Origin of the sequence: Hydrogenophaga palleronii NBRC 102513 (genome assembly GCF_001571225.1) — a bacterium.
Lineage (GTDB): Bacteria > Pseudomonadota > Gammaproteobacteria > Burkholderiales > Burkholderiaceae_C > Hydrogenophaga > Hydrogenophaga palleronii.
In genome coordinates, this window is sequence record NZ_BCTJ01000021.1 from 53,759 (window position 1) to 73,426 (window position 19,668).

Consider the following 19,668-nt stretch of genomic DNA (forward strand, 5'->3'; position numbering starts at 1 on the left):
CAAGCCGCTGCAGGCCACCGGCTTGCCGCGACAATGGCCGCCATGCGCTGGGACATTTTCTGCAAGGTGATCGACAACTTCGGTGACGTGGGCGTCTGCTGGCGCCTGTCGGCCGAGCTCGCGCGGCGCGGCGAACAGGTGCGCCTGTGGCTGGACGACCCGCAGGCCCTGGCCTGGATGGCGCCCGGTGCGCTGGTGGGTGAGGCTCAGGGCATCGAGGTGCAACATTGGACCGAGCCGTTGACCGGCGTCGATCTCGCGAGCCTGCCCGCGGCCGATGTCTGGATCGAGGCCTTCGGCTGCGAGCCCCCGCCCGAATGCATTGCCGACCTCGCCACCCGCCTGGCCGTGGGTGCTCCGGCTCCGGTCTGGATCAACCTCGAATACCTCAGCGCCGAGTCGTACGTGGAGCGCTCGCACCGCCTGCCCTCGCCCATCATGAGCGGGCCGGTGCGTGGCCTGCTCAACAAGTGGTTCTTCTACCCCGGCTTCACCGAACGCACCGGCGGCCTGCTGCGCGAAGCCGGGCTGCTGCCACAGCAGGCGGCCTTTGATGCCACGGCCTGGCGCGCCGGCCTGGGCCTTAACCTGCGCGCAGATGCCCGCCTGGTGAGCCTGTTCTGCTACGAACCACCGGCCCTGCCCGCGCTGCTGCGCCAGGCCGGACAAGGCACCCGCGCCAGCGACTGGCTGGTGACGCCCGGGCGCGCCTGGCAGGCGGTGCAGGCCGCGCAGCAGGCCGACGGCCCGCCCGGGCCGGCCTGCCGGGTGCACGCCCTGCCCTGGCTGCAGCAACAAGACTTCGACCACCTGCTCCAGGCCTGCGAGCTGAATTTCGTGCGCGGCGAGGACTCGCTGGTGCGTGCCCTCTGGGCCGGCCAGCCGCTGGTGTGGCACATCTACCCGCAGCACGACGATGCCCACCACGCCAAGCTCAACGCTTTTCTGGACTGGTTGCAGGCGCCGGTTTCGCTGCGCCACTTCCACCACGCGTGGAACGGCATGGGCGCGGTGGCAGCGGTCTGGCCCGACGAGACCACGCTGCAGGACTGGCACGCCTGCGTGCAGGCCGCGCGGCAGCGTCTGCTGGGGCAAGCCGATCTGGTGACGCAGCTGCTCAGGTTCGTGCGGGAAAAGCGATAAAATCCGGGGCTTTGCGGAAATCCGGGCCTGCGCTGTGACCAGCCACCGCTTCCCGCAAGCTGTCTGCCTTGCCGCACAGATCGCAGCCATCAGCTCAGTGACCGGGGTGTCCAGCCCACGCCGGAAACTTGCGGCCCAACCGTTGGAACCCCTATGAAAATCGCTCAAGAACTCCGCGCCGGCAACGTCATCATGCACGGCAAGGACCCGATGATCGTCCTGAAAACCGAATACAGCCGTGGTGGCCGTGGTGCTGCCACCGTGCGCCTGAAGCTCAAGGCCCTGCTGAACAACATGGCCACCGAGGTGGTCTGCAAGGCCGACGACAAGATGGACCAGATCATTCTGGACAAGAAGGAGTGCACCTACTCCTACTTCGCCGACCCGATGTACGTCTGCATGGACGCCGACTACAACCAGTACGAAGTCGAAGCCGAAAACATGGGCGACGCACTGAACTACCTCGAAGACGGCATGACCGTCGAAGTGGTGTTCTACGACGGCAAGGCGATCTCGGTCGAACTGCCGACCAGCGTCGAACGTGTCATCACCTGGACCGAACCCGCCGTCAAGGGCGACACGTCCGGCAAGGTGCTCAAGCCCGCCAAGATCGCCACCGGCTTCGAAGTCGCCGTGCCGCTGTTCGTGGCACAGGACGACAAGATCGAAATCGACACCCGCACCGGCGAGTACCGCAAGCGCGTCTGAGCGCGGACCGGCCTGACCGATCCCCCACCGACTGAAAAGGCTCCTGCGGGAGCCTTTTCACTTTGCACCGCCCCTCAACCGCCCGCATGGACCTGATCTCCCGCATCGCCGACGTCATCCTCCCGGTGTTCCTGATCGTGGCCATCGGCTACGGCTACGCGCGCCGCCGCACGCTGGACATGACCACGTTCAACCGCATCGCGCTCGACGTGCTGGCGCCGGCGCTGGTGTACTCGGCGCTGGCCTCGCGCGATTTCGTGATCGGCCAGCACCTCACGCTGCTGCTGGGCGGCGCGGTCATCATCCTCGTCGGCGGCCTGCTGGCGTGGCCGCTGGCGCGCCTGTGCGGCGCGCAGCCGCGCACGCTGGTGCCGGTGGTGATGTTCAACAACAGCGGCAACATGGGCCTGCCGCTGGCGCTGCTGGCCTTCGGCCCGGCGCACTTCGGCGCCGCCGTGGCGCTGTTCGCCATCTGCAACCTGCTGCACGTGTCGGTGGGCGCGCGCATCACCAGCCGGCTGGCGCGCACGCGCGACCTGCTTTTGAGCCCGGTGATGATCGGCACCGCGCTCGGTTTCCTCAGCGCCCTCACCGGCCTGCGGCCGCCGGATGTGGCGCTGTCGGGCCTCAAGCTGCTGGGCGACGCGATGTTGCCCATGATGCTGTTCGCGCTCGGCGCGCGCCTGACGGCGCTGACGCGTTCGGGCCTGGCCATCGGCCTGCTGGGCGCGCTGGCGCGCCCGCTGATCGGCCTGGCAATCGCGCTGCCGCTGGCCGCGGCGCTGGACCTGCACGGCGCCGAACGTGGTCAGTTGCTGCTGTTTGCCGCGCTGCCACCGGCCGTGATGCAGTTCATGCTGGCCGACCGTTACCAACAGGAGCCCGACAAAGTCGGTGCCATGATCATGCTGGGCAATGCGCTGGCGGTGGTCTTCGTGCCGCTGGCACTGGCCATCGCGCTTTGAACGGCATCCTGCGACGAATGCACATCACACCTGGGGAATACACGAGATGGAAGCCACACAAGACCTGAACGAACGCCGCCTGGCACACGCCTGGGCCGAACTGCAGAACCACGCCAACGAAGGCCTGCCGCTGCAGGCCGACGCCTACCGGCTGGCTTTTGCCGACCCCGAATTCCTGCTGCGGCGCGAAACGCGCGGCATCCGCTTCCAGCTCGAGATGCTCAAGCCCGACCTGGCGCAGCACGAGGCCGGCATCGAGAACACCGTCGTGGTGTACGGCAGCGCCCGCGTGCGCGAAGCCAGCGAGGCGCAGGAACAGCTGGTGCGCGCCGAGCGCAGCGGTGATGCGCGCGAGATCGCACGCGCCAAAGCCATGGTGCGCAACGCCCACTACTACGACAAGGCCCGCGCGTTCGCGCGCATCGTCGCCCGCTACAGCAGCCAGTGCGCCAAGGCCGAGCAGCTGTTCATCTGCACCGGCGGTGGCCCCGGCATCATGGAAGCGGCCAACCGCGGCGCGCACGACGAAGGCGCCCCCACCGTGGGCCTCAACATCTCCCTCCCGCACGAACAGGCGGCCAACCCCTACGTGTCGCCGGAGCTGAGCTTCAAGTTCCACTACTTCGCGCTGCGCAAGATGCACTTCATGATGCGCGCCAAGGCCCTGCTGGCCTTCCCCGGCGGCTTCGGCACGCTCGACGAACTGTTCGAGGTGATCACGCTGGTGCAATGCAAGAAGGCCAAGCCGGTCCCCATCCTGCTGTTCGGATCGGACTACTGGAAACGCCTGCTCAACCTCGAGGTGCTGGTGGAAGAAGGCACGATCTCGCCGGAAGACCTGAACCTGTTCAAGTACGTGGACGATCCGCAGGATGCCTGGGAACACATCGTGCGCTTTTACGACTTGAAGGGCTGAAACAGAACAGCCGCCGCACACCGCTCATTGCGGCGTGGGGCGGCTGCCTGGAAGGGGCGCGCGTCGTCGGCTTCAGCGCGCCGGCTGTGCGGCCGTCTGGCCGGTCTTGGGCGGCACCGACAGGTCGGCATCGGTCACTGTCCAGCCACCCCCCAGCGCCTTGTACAACGCCACCTGGTTCTGCTGCAGCGCCAGACGGGACTGCGCCAGCGCCTGCTGGGTCGAGAACAGCGAGCGCTGCGCGTCCAGCACGTCGAGGAAGCTCGACACGCCGTTGCGGTAACGCAGGTCGGCAAGGCGGAAGCGGTCCGCCTCGGCCGTGGCCTGCACCTGTTGCGCACTCAGCTGCTCGCCCAGCGTGGCACTGCCGGCCAGCGCATCGGCCACTTCGCGGAACGCGGTCTGGATTGCCTTCTCGTATTGGGCGACCGCGATCTCGCGCCCGGCCCGCGCTGCGTCGAGGTTGGCGCGGTTGCGCCCGGCATCGAAGATCGGCAGCAGCGCCTGCGGCGCCAGCGTGAAGCCCCAGGAGCCGTCCTTGAACAGGCCTGAGAGGCTGCTGCTGGCGGTGCCGGCGCTGGCGGTGAGCGAGATGTTCGGGAAGAACGCGGCGCGCGCGGCACCGATGTTGGCGTTGGCCGCGATCAGCTGCTGCTCTGCCTGACGGATGTCGGCGCGGCGCGTCAGCAGATCGGACGGCAGGCCGGCCGGCACGTCGCGCAGGATGGCTGCCGCGGGCGGCGGTGCGGTGGGCACCACCACCTCGTTGGCCGACAGGCTTTGTTCCGGCATCGCCGGCCTGGTCGGCAGCAGTTCGGCCGGCGGCGCCTGGCCCACCAGCAGCGTGAGTGCGTTGATGTCCTGTGCCACCAGGCGGCGTTGCTGCGCCAGCGCGGCCTGCGCCGCGGCGGTGAGCGATTCGGCCTGGCGCAGGTCGAGCGCCGAGCTCGCGCCGTTGTCAAAACGCAGCTTGCTCAGGCGCAAGGAATCGTCGCGCGTGGCCACCGTGCGCTCGGTCAGCACCAGCAGCTCCTGGTTCGCCTGCAGGCTCAGCCAGGTGCTGGCCACCCCGGCCACCAGGCTGGTCTGCGCGGCCTTGCGGGCTTCGTCGCTGGCCAGGTACTGGGCCAGGGCCGCCTCCTTCAGCGCACCGAGGCGGCCGAAGAAATCGATCTCCCAGCTGCTCATCGCCAGGCCCACGCTGTAGGCGCTGCGGATGCCGCCGCTGCCATCGGGCTGGCGGTTGCCGGTGGCGGCCACGCCGAGCGAGGGGAACTGCGCGGCGCGGCTGATCTGGTACTGCGCGCGCACCTGCTCGATGTTGAGCGTGGCCACGCGCAGGTCGCGGTTGTTGGCCAGCGAGAGCTCGACCAGCTGGCGCAGGCGCGCGTCGCCGATGAACTCGCGCCAGGCCAGGTCCGCACCGCTCTGGCTGCCGGTGGCCAGCGCAGGTTGCGGGCCGGGGAACTGTGCGTCCACCGGTGCGGCGGGGCGCTCGTAGGTCGGGATGAACGAGCAGGCCGACAGCACCGCCACCATCAACACGCTCAGGCCAAGGCCCAGAGCACGGGAGCGCTGAGGCGAGACATCCAGTGCAGCGGCGGGCCCGGCTTCGCCGGTCCGCTCGCTGCGCCCCCCTGGGGGGGTAACGCCGAAGGCGGCGCGGGGGGGATTCATAAAGTCAGACATCGATCTGTCCTCCTGGGCTTTGTTGGTGGTGCGCGGCCGCCTGCTCGGCGTCGCGCCGGTGCTGGCGCTCGCTGCCCTTGAACAGCGTGCGCACAACCACGAAGAAGATGGGCACGAAGACCACCGCCAGCACGGTGCCGGTGACCATGCCGCCGATCACGCCGGTGCCGATCGCACGCTGGCTCGCCGAACCGGCGCCCGAGGCAATCGCCAGCGGCAGCACGCCGAGCATGAAGGCCATCGAGGTCATGATGATGGGACGGAACCGGATGTGCGCCGCTTCCAGCGCCGCCGCGATCACGCTCTTGCCCTGGGCCTGCAGGTCTTTCGCGAACTCGATGATCAGGATCGCGTTCTTCGCCGACAGGCCGATGATGGTGATCAGCCCGACCTGGAAGTACACGTCGTTCGAGTAGTTCCGCAACAGCGTTGCCAGCAGCACACCGAGCACGCCCAGCGGCACCACCAGAATCACGGCGACCGGAATGGTCCAGCTTTCGTACAGGGCGGCCAGGCACAGGAACACCGCCAGGATGGCGAAGCCGTACAGCACCATGGCCTGCGAGCCGGCGAGCTTTTCTTCCCGCGTCTGGCCGGTCCACTCGTAGCCGATGCCTTGCGGCAGTTGCGCGGCGAGTTTTTCCATCTCGGCAATGGCGGCACCCGTGCTGGAGCCCGGCGCGGCGCTGCCGCTGATGCGCATGGACGGGTAACCGTTGTAGCGCACGGTCTGCATCGGGCCGGTGATCCACTGGGTGCTGGCAAATGCCGACAGCGGCACCGCCTGCCCCTTGGCGTTGACGACGTTCAGGCGCAGCAGGTCTTCGGGCTGCATGCGGGCCGCGGCTTCGGCCTGCACCACCACCCGTTGCAGGCGGCCGGCGTTCGGGAAGTCGTTCACATAGGCCGAACCCAGCGCGGTGCCGATGGCGGCGTTGATGGACTGGAAGCCCACACCCAATGCGTTGGCGCGGTCGCGGTCGATCTCGATCTGCAGCTGCGGCGCGTCTTCCAGGCCGTCCGGGCGCACCTGTGTCACCACCTTGCTCTTCGAGGCCATGCCCAGCAACTGGTTGCGCGCGTTCAGCAGCGCTTCACGGCCCAGGCCGGCGCGGTCCTGCAGACGGAAATCGAAGCCGGCCGAGGCGCCCAGCTCGGGAATCGGCGGCGGGCTGAGCGGGTAGATGAAGGCGTCGCGCACACCGGAGAGTGCACCGAAGGTGCGGCCTACCAGGGCTGCGGCGGAGTTGTTGGCGCCGGTGCGTTCGGCCCAGTCCTTCAAGGTCACGAAAGCCAAGGCGGCGTTCTGACCCTGACCGGAGAAGCTGAAGCCCAGCACGCCGACCATGCTTTCCACCTCGGGTTGTTCGAGGATGAAGCCTTCGACCTGTTTCATCACCTCAAGCGTGCGCTCCTGCGTCGCGCCCGGTGGCAGCTGCACGTTCACCAGGATCGTGCCCTGGTCTTCGTTGGGCAGGAACGAGGTCGGCAGGCGCGTGTAGACCACCGCCACCACGGCCACGATGATGGCGTAGAGGATCAGCGTGCGGCCGGCGCGTGGCAACAGGGCGGCTACGCCGCTTTCGTAACGCTTGGCGGTGCGCGAGAAGCCGCGGTTGAACCAGCCGAAGAAGCCCTTCTTCTCGTGATGGTGGCCAGCCTGCACAGGCTTGAGCAGCGTGGCGCAGAGCGCTGGCGTGAGCGACAGCGCCATGAAGGCCGAGAAGCCGATGGACACCGCCATCACCGCCGAGAACTGGCGGTAGATGTTGCCCACCGAACCGGCGAAGAAGGCCAGCGGCACGAACACCGAGATCAGCACCACCGTCACGCCGATGATGGCGCCCGAGATCTGCGTCATCGCCTTGCGGGTCGCCTCCAGTGGTGGCAAGCCCTCCTCGCTCATGATGCGCTCGACGTTCTCCACCACCACGATGGCGTCGTCCACCACGATACCGATCACCAGCACCATGCCGAACATGGTCAGCACGTTGATCGAGAAGCCCATCGCCAGCAGCACGCCCAGCGTGCCCAGCAGGGCGATCGGCACCACGATGGTCGGGATGATCGTGTAGCGGATGTTCTGCAGGAACAGGAACATCACCAGGAACACCAGCAGCATGGCCTCACCCAGGGTGACCGCCACCTGCTGGATGGAGATCTTCACGAAGCGCGAGCTGTCGTAAGGGATGGACCACTTCATGCCGGTCGGGAAGAAGTTCTCCAGCTCGTGCATCTTGGCGCGCACCGCCTCGGCCGTCGCCAGGGCATTGCCGCCGGGTGACAGCTGAACGCCGACCCCGACCGCAGGCTTGCCGCTCAGGCGCGCCGAGGTGGCGTAGGCCTGGCCGCCGAGCTCGATGCGGGCTACATCTTTCAGGCGCACGGTGGCGCCGTCGGTGCTGGCGCGCAGCACGATGTTGCCGAACTCTTCAACCGTGCTGAGCTGACCGTTCACCACCACGGTGGCGGCGATGCTCTGGCCCGCGATGTTGGGCAGGGCACCGATTTCACCGGCCGAGACCTGGGCGTTCTGCGCCTGGATGGCGCTGGTGACGTCGGCCGAGCTCAGATTGAAGCCGAGCAGCTTGGCCGGGTCGATCCAGATGCGCATGGCACGTTCGGAACCGAACAGCTGGGCCTGGCCGACACCGTGCAGGCGTTGCAGCTCGGGCACCACGCTGCGCGAGGCGTAGTCGCCCAGCGCCACCGGGTCGAGCGCGGGGTCGTCGCTGGACAGCATGGTGAACAGCAGGAAGTTGCTGTTCGACTTGTCCACCCGCACACCCTGCTGCGTCACCGCCGCCGGCAGGCGCGGCGTGGCGCGGGACAGGCGGTTCTGCACATCCACCTGGGCCAGCTCGGGGTTGGTGCCGGTCTCGAAGCTCAGCGTGATGCTGCCGGAGCCGTCGGCCTGCGCCACCGACTCCATGTAGATCAGGCCGGGCGCGCCGTTCATCTCGCGCTCGATGACCGACAACACGCTGTCTTCCAGCGTGGCGGCGGATGCGCCCGGGTAGGCGGTGTTGATGATGATGGCCGGCGGGGCCACCGGTGGGTACTGGGCAATCGGCAGCTGCGTGATCGCCACGCCGCCGATGACCATGATGAAGAGCGCGATCACCCACGCGAAGATGGGCCGGTCGATAAAGAATTTCGCCATGTCGGGCGCTCCTTACTTGGAGGCGTCGGCGGCCGGGGCGGCAGCAGGCGCTTCGGCGGGGGCCGAGGCGGCCGGTTCGGCGGCCGCAGCAGCCGGTGCCGCGGCGGCGCCAGAGGCCTGCCATGGCACGGCCTTCACCGGCGTGCCGGGCGGCATCATCTGCAGCTTCTGGAAGCCGTCGACCATCACCTGCTCGCCGGTCTTCAGGCCATCGAGAATGACCCACTGGCCGTTCTGCTGGCCGCCCACCTTCACCTGGCGCGGCGAGATCTTGCCCTCGGCATCCACCACCGACACGGTGTCACCCTGCGCCGAACGCGTCACCGACTGCTGTGGCAGGGTGATGGCGTTGGTGGCCTTGGCCTGTTCCAGGCGCACACGCACGTACAGACCGGGCAGCAGCGTGCCCTTGGGGTTGGGCACTTCGGCGCGCAACATCACCTGGCCGGTGGTGGTGTCCACCGTGAGGTCGGAGAACAGCAGGCGGCCCGGCAGTTCGTAGACACTGCCGTCTTCCAGCACCACCTGCACCGCCGCGGCCTGAGCGCCCGCGCTCTTGAACTGGCCGCTGTCCATCGCCTTGCGCAGCTTGAACACGTCGGTGGCCGACTGCGTGAAGTTCACATACATGGGGTTGATCTGCTGGATCACCGCCAGGCCGGTGGCATCGCCCTGCCCGACCAGCGCACCCTCGGTCACCAGCGCACGGCCGATGCGGCCCGAGATCGGCGCGTTCACGCTCGCATAACCCAGGCTGATGTTGGCGGACTGCACCGCGGCCTTGCCGGCGGCCACATCGGCCTCGGCCTGTTTCTGCGCCGCCACCGCGGAGGCGTATTCCTGCTGGCTGATCGCGTTTTCCTTCACCAGCGGCGCGTAGCGCTCGGCCAGCGCGGCGGCCTGCGTCAGGTTGGCCTGCGAGCGCGCCAGGTTGGCCTGCGCGCTTTGCAGCTGCGCCGCATACGGTGCGGGGTCGATGCGGAACAGCGCCTGGCCGGCCTTCACATCGCTGCCTTCGCGGAACAGGCGCTGCTGCAGGATGCCGGCGGCACGGGCGCGGACTTCGGCCACGCGCGAGGCCTCCAGGCGGCCCGGCAGTTCGGTCGTCAGGCCCACGTCACCCGGGGCGACGGTGACCACACCCACCTCGGGCGCCGGCATGCCACCACCGGGTGCGGCGGCTGCAGCGGGAGCGTCGGACTTGCCGCAGGCGGTCAGCAGTGCGGCGAGCGCCAGAACGGAAAGACCCTGCCACAAGGGGGCTGGGAGCGTGGGGGCAAACCGGGTGCGCGCAGCGGGCACAGACTTGATTGAGGTCAAGGCGGGCATGGGAGTCCTTGGGATTGAATAGAGGGGAGCAAAAGAGGCAAGAAATGCAAGAAGCGCAAGAGGGGCGCGATGCAGGGAATACCCTGGCACTGTACGGTGGCGGAAAGCGTCGCAGTATACATACGTGCATGAATGTATGTATAGTCCTCGTGCCACCCAAGGGCTTTCATTCTGGAGACAAACACCATGGTTCGACGCACCAAAGCCGATGCGCTGGCGACACGCAACAGCCTGCTGGATGCCGCCGAGCAACTGTTTCAGTCGCGCGGCGTCTCACGTACTTCGCTCAACGACATCGCCGTCACCGCCGGCACCACGCGCGGCGCCATCTACTGGCACTTCAAGGACAAGGCCGACCTGTTCAACGCCATGATGGAGCGCGTGACCATGCCGCTGGAAGGCACGCTGGCCTGTTCCGCGCGCTGTACCGACAGCACCGCCAACCCGCTGCTGTCCATGCGCGATGCCATGGCGGCCGCGCTCACACAGACCGCCACCGACGAGCAGACGCGCCGTGTGTTCGAGGTGGCCACGCACAAGGTGGAGTATGTGAGCGAGATGCAGGCGGTGCGCGAGCGCCACCTGCGGGTGCGCAACGAATGCATGGCCATGACGAAGGAAATGCTGCAGCGCGCGGTGCAGCGCGAAGGTGTGCAGCTGGCCATGCCCGTGGCCACCGCCGCGCTCGGCGTGCACGTGATCATGGACGGCCTGATCCAGAACTGGCTGCTCAACCCGGAGGCCTTCGACCTGGTGAAGAGCGGCCTGCACACACTGGACACCTTCCTGCTCGGATTGGGCTTCCCGCAACTGCTGGTGCTGGCGCCGCAGCCGGCCGACAGCATGCCCGCCCTGCCCCACCCGGCCTGAGCCGCCGCGGCTTCAGCCAACCCGCTGTGGTGGCGGCGCTTCCGGCGGCTGCGTGGGCCGCAAGGCCCAGCCCATCGGCGAGCCCAGGCCCACCACGGCCCCCACCAGCCAGAACACCGCGCCCACACCAACCAGTGTGCCCACGCTGCCGAACAGCATGGGCATCAACACACTGGAGCCGTTGATGGCCATCGCGCGCAGGCCGAGCGCTTCGCCGTGGCGGTGGTGCGGCGTCATCTGGTGCAGCGAGCTCATCACCATGGGCTGCACCGAACCCAGCACGAAACCCAGCAGCACCGACAGCAGACCCATGGCCAGCGCCGCATGCACGAACGGATAGGCCGCAAACAGGACCGCCGTGGCCAGCATGGCGCTGCCGATCACCACCGACTCGCGCAGGTGCGCCGCCAGCAGCGGCATCAGCAGGCGGATGGCGGTGGCGGCCAGCGCGAAGGCGCCGAGGATGGTGCCGATCACGGTGGCGCTCAGGCCGCGCTCGTGGCCCAGCACCGGTACCAGGAAGGTGTGCACGTCCCAGCAGGACGAGAGCATCCAGTTGACCATCATCAGCCGGCGAAAGCCCTTGTCGAGCAGCAGGTTCCAGGGCGATCCGCTGGACTGGCGCAGCTCGGGCGCCACCGGCTCGTGCTCCTCCGTGCGGCGCACCCACCACCAGCTCAACGAGGGCAGCAGCGCCAGCAGCAGGAACGCGGCGCGAAAACCCAGGCCGTCGATCATCAGGCCGGCCAGGAAAGGCCCGAGGAAGTTGGAGATCGACGGCCCGATGGCCATCCAGCTGAACACTTGCTTGAGCTCGGTCGGCCCGTGCGCAAGCCGGCCGACGTGGCGCTGCAGCGCGATCATGGCCATGCCGGTGCCGGCACCGGTGGCCAGTGCGGTCAGGCACAAGACCGCAAACACCGGGAACAGCACCGCCAGCGCGGCCCCCACCGACGAGACGCCGACCGCCAGCGCCACCGGTTTCTTCAAGCCCCGGCGGTCCGCATAGCGCCCGGCCGGCAAGGCCATGAACACCGTGGCCAGCGCAAACAGCGCCAGCAACATGCCGACCGCGGCCGGGCTGTAGCCCTCGCGCAGCGCCATCAGCGGCGCAGCCATGCGAAAGCCGGTCATGCAGGCATGCAGGCAGACCTGCGCCCCGATCAGGCGCGTGAGATCGGACCGTAGCGAAGGGTTCAAGCGTCCCCTGTGTCGGTCGGGTCCAGCGGCAGCAGCGCGCTGGCCTTCTCCTGCGGCAGCGCCTCCACCGCGCGCAGCGCGCGGCCCATGGCGCGGCTGCGCGTCTCGGCGCTGTCGAGCGTGTTGAGCACGGTCTGCGTCTGGGTCTTCACACGCGCCAGCACGTCACCGAACTTGCCGAACTCGGTCTTGACCGCGCCCAGCACCTGCCAGACTTCGCTGGAACGTTTCTCCAGCGCCAGCGTGCGAAAGCCCATCTGCAGCGAGTTGAGCATGGCCATGAGCGTGGTCGGGCCGGCCAGCGTGACGCGGTGCTCGCGCTGCAGCACCTCCATCAGGCCGGGGCGGCGCAGCACCTCTGCATACAGGCCTTCGGTGGGCAGGAACAGGATGGCGAAGTCGGTGGTGTGCGGCGGCTCCAGGTACTTCTCGGCCATGGACCGCGCCTCCAGCCGGATGCGCTGCTCCAGCCCGCGCGCGGCCAGCTCGGCGCCTTCGACGTCGGCACGTTGCTGCGCATCGAGCAAGCGCTCGTAGTCTTCGTTCGGAAACTTGGCGTCGATCGGCAGCCAGCACGGCGCGCCGTCTTCGCCGCGGCCGGGCAGCTTGATCGCAAAGTCCACCGCGTTGCGGCTGCCGGGCCGCGTGCTCACCTGGGTGGCGTACTGGTCGGGCGCGAACACCTGCTCCAGCAGCGCGCCGAGCTGCGCTTCGCCGAACATGCCGCGGGTCTTGACGTTGGTCAGCAGGTGCTTCAGGTCGCCCACACCTTGTGCCAGGGTCTGCATCTCGCCCAGGCCCTTGTGCACCTGTTCGAGCCGGTCGGCCACCTGTTTGAAGCTTTCGCCCAGGCGCGCCTGCAGCGTGCTCTGCAGTTTTTCGTCCACCGTGGCGCGCATCTCGTCGAGCTTGGCGGCGTTGCTCTGCTGCAGCTGGGCGAGTTGGGCGTCCAGCGTGGTGCGGATTTCAGCCAGGCGGCGCGCATTGCCCTCGCCCATGTCCTGCAGTTGCCGCACGAGGGTTTCGCTCAGCGTGCCACGCAGCTGCACCAACTGCTGGGCGAAGGCGTCGATCTGCGCGTTCTGCGTGCGGGTGGACTCGGCCGCCTGCTGGCTCATGCCCAGGCTGATGGCCTGCAGCTGCTGCGTCAGCGTGTCGCCCAGCGTGCCGCGCAGTTGCAGCAGCTGCTGCGCAAAGCCGTCGAGCTGCGCGTTCTGCGTGCGGGTGGCCTCGGCCTCCTGGCGCGACAGCGTTTCCTGGAAGGTTGCCAGGGTCTGCTGGATTTCCTGCCGGCCGCCGCGCGACTGCTCGCTGATCTCGCGCCGCAGTTCGCTCTCCACACGCTCCATGCGCTGGCCGGCCTGCTGGCCTTGCTGCTGCAGTTGTTCCAGCAGGCGCTCGCGTTGGGTCTGTGCCTGCGCGTCCACGGGCGTACCGCGCAGCAGCAGCCAGAGGCCGAGCGCCAGGTTGAGCGCGACCCCGATCAGCAGGAGCCAGGAAAGCCAGTCGTTGTTCATCGTTGTCCGATCAGCCTTGGCCGATCACCTCAGGGTTCAATGGTGTGACGGTCTTGCCTTCGGTGAGGAAGGCAATCACGTTGTCGGCCGCCAGGTGCGCCATGGCCTTGCGGGTGGCGATGGTGGCGCTGGCGATGTGCGGGGTGAGCACGATGTTGGGCACGGTCAGCAGGTCAGGGTGCACCTGGGGCTCGCCCTCGAACACGTCCAGGCCGGCAGCGGCAATGCGTTTCTCGCGCAGCGCCACGGCCAGTGCCGCGTCGTCCACGATGCCGCCGCGTGCGATGTTGATCAGCGTGGCGGTCGGCTTCATCTGCGCGATCTCGGCGGCGCCGATCGCATGGTGCGACTCGGCACTGTAGGGCAGCACCAGAATGAGGTGGTCGGCGCTCTTCAGCAGCTCGGCCTTGTCGACGTAACGCGCCTTGCATTCGGCTTCGGTGGCGGCATTCAGGCGCGAGCGGTTGTGGTAGATCACGTTCATGTTGAAGCCGAGTGCACCGCGGCGCGCAATCGCCTGGCCGATGCGGCCCATGCCCAGAATGCCCAGCGTGCTGCCGTTCACCTCGGCGCCGGCAAACATGTCGAGCGCCCAGCGATTCCACTGGCCGGCGCGCAGGAAATGTTCGCTCTCGGTGAGGCGGCGCGCGGTGGCCATCAACAAGGCAAAACCGAAGTCGGCCGTGGTTTCTGTGAGCACGTCGGGCGTGTTGCTGGCCAGCACGCCGGCGGCAGTGATGGCCGGCAGGTCGAAGTTGTTGTAGCCGACCGCGATGTTGGCCACCACCTTGAGTTGCGGGCAGGCCGCGAGCAGGGCCGCGTCCACGCGCTCGCTGCCCGTGGTGAGCACGCCCACCTTGCCCTGCAGCCGCTCGGCCAGTTGCGCCGGCGTCAACGGCGCATCGGCCTCGTTGGTGTCGACCTCAAAATGCTGGCGCAGCTTGTCCACCACTTCGGGGAAGATGTTGCGGGCGATCAGGATGGCGGGACGGGAGCTCATGGGCAGGGTTTCCTTCAGAGGTCAGACAAACCAGATCCAGGTCATCAGCGCGAACAGCGGCAGCAGGATGCCGACCGACCAGAGCATGTAACCGAAGAAGCTGGGCATGCGGATGCCGCGGTCTTCGGCAATCGCCTTCACCATCAGGTTGGGCGCGTTGCCGATGTAAGTGTTGGCGCCCATGAACACGGCGCCAGCGGAAATGGCCACCAGGATCGGGGCCAGCGCAGTCATCAGAGCCTGCGGGTCCCCGCCCGCGGTGTTGAAGAACACCAGGTAGGTGGGGGCATTGTCCAGGAAAGAGCTGAGCGCGCCGGTGGCCCAGAAATACATGGCTGGGTTCGGCGAGCCGTCGGCGTTGGTGACGGCGCGCACCACGGCGCCAAACGGGCCGTCCACGCCCGCCTTGAGCATGGCGATCACCGGCACGATGGTGAGGAAGATGGCGGCGAACAGCTTGGCCACCTCCAGCATCGGGCCCCACGAGAACTGGTTGTTCTCATGCACGCCCGCGGGCGTCAGCTTCAACGACACCAGCGTGACGGCCACCAGGCCAAGATCGCGCAGCAGGCCGGGCAAGCCGACTTCGGTGCCGGCGATGTTGAACACCACGGACGAATTCCACAGGCCGCTCATCAGCACCAGCGCCACCACCACACCCAGCAGCACGAAATTGACACCACCGTCGAAACCCACACGCGGTGTGTCGGGCGTCGGGTCCAGCGGCAGGCGTTCTTCGCGGCGGTGGTAGTACCAGCAGTCGATGGCATAAAACAGCACAAGCAGCGCGCCGATGAGGAACAGCGCATGGCTCCAGAGGTGCGTCACAGTCCAGAAGAAGTCCACGCCCTTGAGGAAACCGAGGAACAGCGGCGGATCACCCAGCGGGGTGAGCGCACCGCCGGCGTTGGAGACGATGAAGATGAAGAACACCACCACATGCACCTGGTGCTTGCGGTTGTCGTTGGCGCGGATCAGCGGGCGGATCAGCAGCATCGACGCGCCCGTGGTGCCCATGAAGCTGGCCAGCACCGCGCCGATGGCCAGCAGGCCGGTGTTCAGCCCCGGGCTGCCACGCAGGTTGCCACGCACGAAGATGCCGCCCGCCACGGTGAACAAGGCGGTGAGCAGCACGATGAAGGGGATGTATTCGGCCAGCAGCGCGTGCACCACGCTCGCGCCCGCCACAGCCGGCCCCAGCACCACGGCGAAAGGCACAAGAAAGGCCAGCGCCCAGGCCGCCGAGACCTTGCCGAAGTGGTGGTGCCAGAAGATCGGGGCCAGCAAAGGCACCAGCGCAATGGACAGCAGCACGCCAGCGAACGGCACGCCCCACCAGACGGCGAGCTGGCTGCCATCCAGTTCGGCGGCCTGCGCCAGACCGGGCAGCAGCCCCATGAGCACGGCAGTGCCCCGGAGCCATTGTTCTTTGCGTTTCAATCGTGTCTCCAACCGACCCACCCGGCCCTGCTCCGGCAGCGCGGGCCGGGGCCTTCGCGCTGCCACCATCTTCAATGGCTCAGACGGCCAGCAGGTCCACTTCGAACAGCAACGTGGCGTTGGGCGGGATCACGCCGCCCGCACCGCGCGCACCGTAGCCCAGCGCGGCGGGGATCACCAGGCGGCGCGTGCCACCGACGGCCATGCCCTGCACGCCCTCGTCCCAGCCCTTGATGACGTGGCCCGCGCCGAGCGGGAATTCGAACGGCTGGCCGCGGTCCTTGCTCGAATCGAACTTGCTGCCCTGCACGCCGTCGTTGTAGAGCCAGCCGGTGTAGTGCACCTGCACCGGGCGGCCGGCCTGGGCCACTTCGCCGTTGCCGACCACGGTGTCTTCGTATTGCAGGCCGCTGGGGGTGGTGATCATGATGTGATGTCCTTTGGAATGGGAAATGGAAGCGGCGATTATTCCAGCCAATGGGTGAAGCTCTCGACCGTTTCGCGCGGCGTGCGGAATCCGTTCACCGGATCGTCCGGATCCGCGTACCCGAGGGCCACGCCGCAGACCAGCATTTCGTTGTCGCCGGCACCGATGTGCGGCAGGATGATTTTCGAAAAACCGTTCCAGGCCGCTTGCGGACAGGTGTGCAGGCCATGGCCGCGCGCGGCGATCATCAGCGTCTGCAGGAACATGCCGTAGTCCACCAGCGAGCCGCGGCCCATGATGCGGTCGAGCGTGAACATCAGGCCCACCGGGGCATCGAACAGGCGGAAGTTGCGCTGGTGCTGCGCGTGCATCTTGTCCTTGTCGCCCTTGGTGATGCCGAGCAGGCCGTACAGGCTCCAGCCGTTTTCGCGCCGGCGGTCGATGTAGGGGCTGACCCATTTCTCCGGGTAGTAGTCGTAGCCCTCGCGGTACTCGGCGGCCAGCGCCGGGTCGGCCCGCAGTGCGTCGTGCGCCGCACACACCTTTTCCACCAGGCTGTCGCGGCTGGCGCCCTGCAGCACGTACACCTTCCAAGGCTGCGTATTGGTGCCCGAAGGTGAGCGGCTGGCCAGTTGCAGCAGGTGCTCGATGGTGGCGCGCGGCACCGGGTCGGGCAGGAACGCACGGGCGGACATGCGGCTGTTGATCGCGGCGTCGACGCTGGCGGCGTCGATCACGGGCGACGCGGGGTTCAGGCTCATCGCAAATTCTCCAGGGTGTTCTTGAGGCGGTCAGGCAGGGGCACGGGCCGGCGCGTCTCCCGGTTCACGTACACGTGCACGAAGTGGCCGCAGGCCGCCGCCAGGTCTTCACCCTCGGCAAACAGCCCCACTTCATAACGCACGCTGGAACTGCCCAGGTGCGCCACCCGCAGCCCCGCCCACACGGTTTGCGGGAAGGCCAGCGGGGCGAAGTAGTTGCACTGGGTTTCGATCACCAGGCCGATCACGGCACCGTTGTGAATGTCCAGCGCGCCCTGCTCGATCAGGTGTGCGTTCACCGCCGTATCGAACCAGCTGTAATACACCACGTTGTTCACGTGGCCGTAGACGTCGTTGTCGCTCCAGCGCGTGCCGATGGCGCGGAACACGCGGTAGGCGCTGCGCGGCAAGGCTTGCGGTCGCGGGGTGGGGCTGGCGGCTGGGCTCATGCGGCGGCATTGTGCCAGCGGGTCGGCGTTGCCCCTGTCGCCGGTGCAGGCGTCACCGCGCGCCAGCGCTGGTGGTATTGCAGCGCGGTGCGGTAGGTGTTGACCTGCACCTGCACCGTGGCCTCCATGTCGTGGCCATAACCACCGCCCATGGCGAAGGCCAGCGGTATTCGCTTGCGCCAGGCCCAGTCCATCACCCGCCGGTCGCGCGCCTCCAGGCCATCGAAGCTCAGCTTCAGGCGCCCGAGGCGGTCGCCTTCGTGCGGATCGGCGCCGGCCAGGTAGAGCACCAGGCCCGGCTCGAAGCGGCGGTCCAGCTCTTCCAGCGCGCGCTCCAGGGCCTCGAGGTAGGCCGCGTCGTCGCAGCCGTCGGGCAGCTCCACATCCAGATCACTCGGCTCCTTGCGGAACGGGAAGTTCTTCGCGCCGTGCAGCGAGAGCGTGAACACCGAGTCGTCGTGCGCAAAGATGCGCGCCGTGCCGTTGCCCTGGTGCACGTCGAGATCGACGATGGCCACGCGCAGTGGCCCGCGCGCCCGCTGCGTGCGTGCGTGTTCGGTCTGCATCAGGCGCGAGGCCACGGCGAAGTCGTTGAACACACAGAAGCCGCTGCCTTTGTCGGCATAGGCGTGGTGCGTGCCACCCGCGAGGTTGGCCGCCAGCCCCGCCCCGCCCATGGCGGCCCGGCACGCCAGCAGCGTGGCGCCGACCGAGCGGCGCGCCCGCTCGGCCATGGCCGGGCTCCAGGGAAAGCCGATCTCGCGCTGGGCCGCCGCGCTCAAACTGCCGCTGGCCACCGCCTCGATGTAGGCCGGCGTGTGGGCCAGCGCCAGTTCGCCGTTGCTGGCCGGCAAAGCCTCCCCCATGCATAGCCCGGGCAATTCGGCCGCCAGCCGCTCGCGCAGGCGCGCGTACTTCGCCATGGGAAAACGGTGCCCGCTGGGCAGTGGCAGGACGAAGTGGTCGGCGTAATAGGCGTGCACGGGGGCGTTGGCGTGAAGGGGCGAGATGGGCGCTGGCCATTGTGTGCCGGCCGCCATTCCACAGTGGCACAGCCCGGTTTTAGAACACCCCGTCTAGAATGCTGCAGCGCAACAAAAACCGCTTGCAGGCTGCCGGGTTATCCCTATAATTCAAATCATGTTGCAGCGCAGCAAAGCGAACGAAAACAACAGCGTCCAGACAGCGCGTGTTCTCCGCAGCCTTCAACTAAGCCCTGTTTTTACAAAGTTTAGGAGTATGAATATGTTGACCCCGGAACAAATCGTCGCTGCACAAAAAGCCAACATCGAAACCATCTTCGGCCTGACCCAGAAGGCATTCGAAGGCGTGGAGAAGCTGGTTGAGCTGAACGTGCAAGCCACCAAGGCCGCCCTGTCCGAGTCCGCCAACAGCGCCCAGGCCCTGCTGAGCGTGAAGGACGCCCAGGAACTGTTGGCCCTCCAGGCCAACCTGTTCCAGCCCCTGGCCGAAAAGACCGTGGCTTACAGCCGTCACCTGTACGACATCGCTTCGGGCACCACCGCCGAATTCGGCAAAGCCGCTGAAGCCCAAGCCAGCGACAGCCAGAAGAAGTTCCTGGCCGTCGTGGACAACGCTGCCAAGAACGCACCTGCCGGTTCCGAAACCGCCGTGGCCGTGATGAAGAGCGCCGTCTCTGCCGCCAACAACGCCATGGAATCGGTGCAAAAGGCTGTCAAGCAAGCCACCGAAATGGCCGAAGCCAACTTCAACACCGTGACCGCCTCGGCTGTGCAAGCCAGCAAGACTGTCGCCAAGAAGCGTTAATCACCAATCCGCGCGATCGTGCCGTTGATCGGCCAGCCCGACATGTGTCGATACAGCTGTCCTAGCATCCACTCACGACGCGCTGAACCTGATACAGGCAGCGCTTGATCTCCAAGTCTGCTTTCATGGTTGTCTCCTCGGGTCCTTTTCGAAATTCGGTTTCATCGGACCCCTTAAGCCCTCACTGCAAGGTGAGGGCTTTTTTTATGTCCCGGCCGGGTCGGCATTGAGAGATTGCGCCCGCCGCCTTGGCTTGAGGCTCCGAACTCTCAGGGCCGGTGGGCGCCTGCCGGCACCGGCAGG

General features: G+C 67.5%; 17 protein-coding genes. 6 read left to right on the forward strand and 11 right to left on the reverse strand.

Going from position 1 to position 19,668, the window contains the following annotated elements; translation table 11 throughout:
• Positions 1-33: 33 nt before the first annotated feature.
• From earP to HPA01S_RS15060, 4 genes are all read left to right on the forward strand, one after another.
• A complete protein-coding gene (earP, locus tag HPA01S_RS15045; protein ID WP_066271556.1) occupies positions 34-1,143 on the forward strand; it encodes an elongation factor P maturation arginine rhamnosyltransferase EarP in 1,110 nt (369 codons plus the stop codon).
• A 153-nt stretch (positions 1,144-1,296) separates the two neighbouring features.
• Positions 1,297-1,851: an elongation factor P gene (gene efp, locus HPA01S_RS15050; RefSeq protein ID WP_066271559.1), complete on the forward strand. Its 555-nt coding sequence runs from the start codon at positions 1,297-1,299 to the stop codon at positions 1,849-1,851.
• Between the two features lie 86 nt (positions 1,852-1,937).
• Complete coding sequence (locus HPA01S_RS15055) at positions 1,938-2,816, forward strand: AEC family transporter (protein ID WP_157085043.1); 879 nt, start codon at positions 1,938-1,940, stop codon at positions 2,814-2,816.
• A 46-nt stretch (positions 2,817-2,862) separates the two neighbouring features.
• Complete coding sequence (locus tag HPA01S_RS15060) at positions 2,863-3,732, forward strand: LOG family protein (RefSeq protein ID WP_066271560.1); 870 nt, start codon at positions 2,863-2,865, stop codon at positions 3,730-3,732.
• A 72-nt stretch (positions 3,733-3,804) separates the two neighbouring features.
• Here the strand turns inward: HPA01S_RS15060 and HPA01S_RS15065 are convergent, their stop codons facing one another.
• From HPA01S_RS15065 to HPA01S_RS15075, 3 genes are all read right to left on the reverse strand, one after another.
• Positions 3,805-5,271 (reverse strand): efflux transporter outer membrane subunit, encoded by a 1,467-nt coding sequence (locus HPA01S_RS15065; protein ID WP_084360711.1) that lies wholly within the window; start codon positions 5,269-5,271, stop codon positions 3,805-3,807.
• Positions 5,272-5,413: 142 nt separating this feature from the next.
• Positions 5,414-8,584, reverse strand: coding sequence for an efflux RND transporter permease subunit (locus HPA01S_RS15070; RefSeq protein WP_066271561.1), 3,171 nt, complete (start codon positions 8,582-8,584; stop codon positions 5,414-5,416).
• 12 nt (positions 8,585-8,596) lie between these two features.
• A complete protein-coding gene (locus HPA01S_RS15075; RefSeq protein WP_084360712.1) occupies positions 8,597-9,913 on the reverse strand; it encodes an efflux RND transporter periplasmic adaptor subunit in 1,317 nt (438 codons plus the stop codon).
• Between the two features lie 186 nt (positions 9,914-10,099).
• On the opposite strand from HPA01S_RS15075, the gene HPA01S_RS15080 reads away from it, so the two are divergent.
• Positions 10,100-10,783 (forward strand): TetR family transcriptional regulator, encoded by a 684-nt coding sequence (locus tag HPA01S_RS15080; protein WP_157085044.1) that lies wholly within the window; start codon positions 10,100-10,102, stop codon positions 10,781-10,783.
• 12 nt (positions 10,784-10,795) lie between these two features.
• Here HPA01S_RS15080 and HPA01S_RS15085 read toward each other — a convergent pair whose 3' ends face one another.
• The 8 genes from HPA01S_RS15085 to HPA01S_RS15120 all read right to left on the reverse strand — a co-directional run bounded on the left by HPA01S_RS15085 (position 10,796) and on the right by HPA01S_RS15120 (position 18,560).
• Complete coding sequence (locus HPA01S_RS15085) at positions 10,796-11,983, reverse strand: MFS transporter (protein WP_084360713.1); 1,188 nt, start codon at positions 11,981-11,983, stop codon at positions 10,796-10,798.
• Positions 11,980-13,332: a DNA recombination protein RmuC gene (locus tag HPA01S_RS15090; protein ID WP_441666251.1), complete on the reverse strand. Its 1,353-nt coding sequence runs from the start codon at positions 13,330-13,332 to the stop codon at positions 11,980-11,982. The genes HPA01S_RS15085 and HPA01S_RS15090 overlap by 4 nt, the downstream gene beginning before the upstream one ends.
• Positions 13,333-13,510: 178 nt before the next feature.
• Positions 13,511-14,500 (reverse strand): 2-hydroxyacid dehydrogenase, encoded by a 990-nt coding sequence (locus tag HPA01S_RS15095; RefSeq protein ID WP_066271572.1) that lies wholly within the window; start codon positions 14,498-14,500, stop codon positions 13,511-13,513.
• Positions 14,501-14,521: 21 nt separating this feature from the next.
• Entirely contained in the window at positions 14,522-15,898 is a 1,377-nt protein-coding gene (locus tag HPA01S_RS15100; RefSeq protein ID WP_066271591.1) for a sodium:proton antiporter, read from the reverse strand.
• Between the two features lie 121 nt (positions 15,899-16,019).
• Entirely contained in the window at positions 16,020-16,367 is a 348-nt protein-coding gene (locus HPA01S_RS15105) for an FKBP-type peptidyl-prolyl cis-trans isomerase (protein ID WP_066271574.1), read from the reverse strand.
• 38 nt (positions 16,368-16,405) lie between these two features.
• Entirely contained in the window at positions 16,406-17,128 is a 723-nt protein-coding gene (locus HPA01S_RS15110; protein WP_066271576.1) for a nitroreductase, read from the reverse strand.
• Positions 17,125-17,577, reverse strand: coding sequence for an acyl-CoA thioesterase (locus HPA01S_RS15115; protein ID WP_066271577.1), 453 nt, complete (start codon positions 17,575-17,577; stop codon positions 17,125-17,127). Before HPA01S_RS15115 ends, HPA01S_RS15110 begins: the two co-directional genes overlap by 4 nt.
• Entirely contained in the window at positions 17,574-18,560 is a 987-nt protein-coding gene (locus HPA01S_RS15120) for a histone deacetylase family protein (protein ID WP_066271592.1), read from the reverse strand. Before HPA01S_RS15120 ends, HPA01S_RS15115 begins: the two co-directional genes overlap by 4 nt.
• A gap of 262 nt (positions 18,561-18,822) precedes the next feature.
• On the opposite strand from HPA01S_RS15120, the gene HPA01S_RS15125 reads away from it, so the two are divergent.
• The gene (locus HPA01S_RS15125; RefSeq protein WP_066271578.1) at positions 18,823-19,365 is read left to right on the forward strand and encodes a phasin family protein; all 543 of its coding nucleotides are present in this window, start codon (positions 18,823-18,825) and stop codon (positions 19,363-19,365) included.
• Positions 19,366-19,668: the final 303 nt, after the last annotated feature.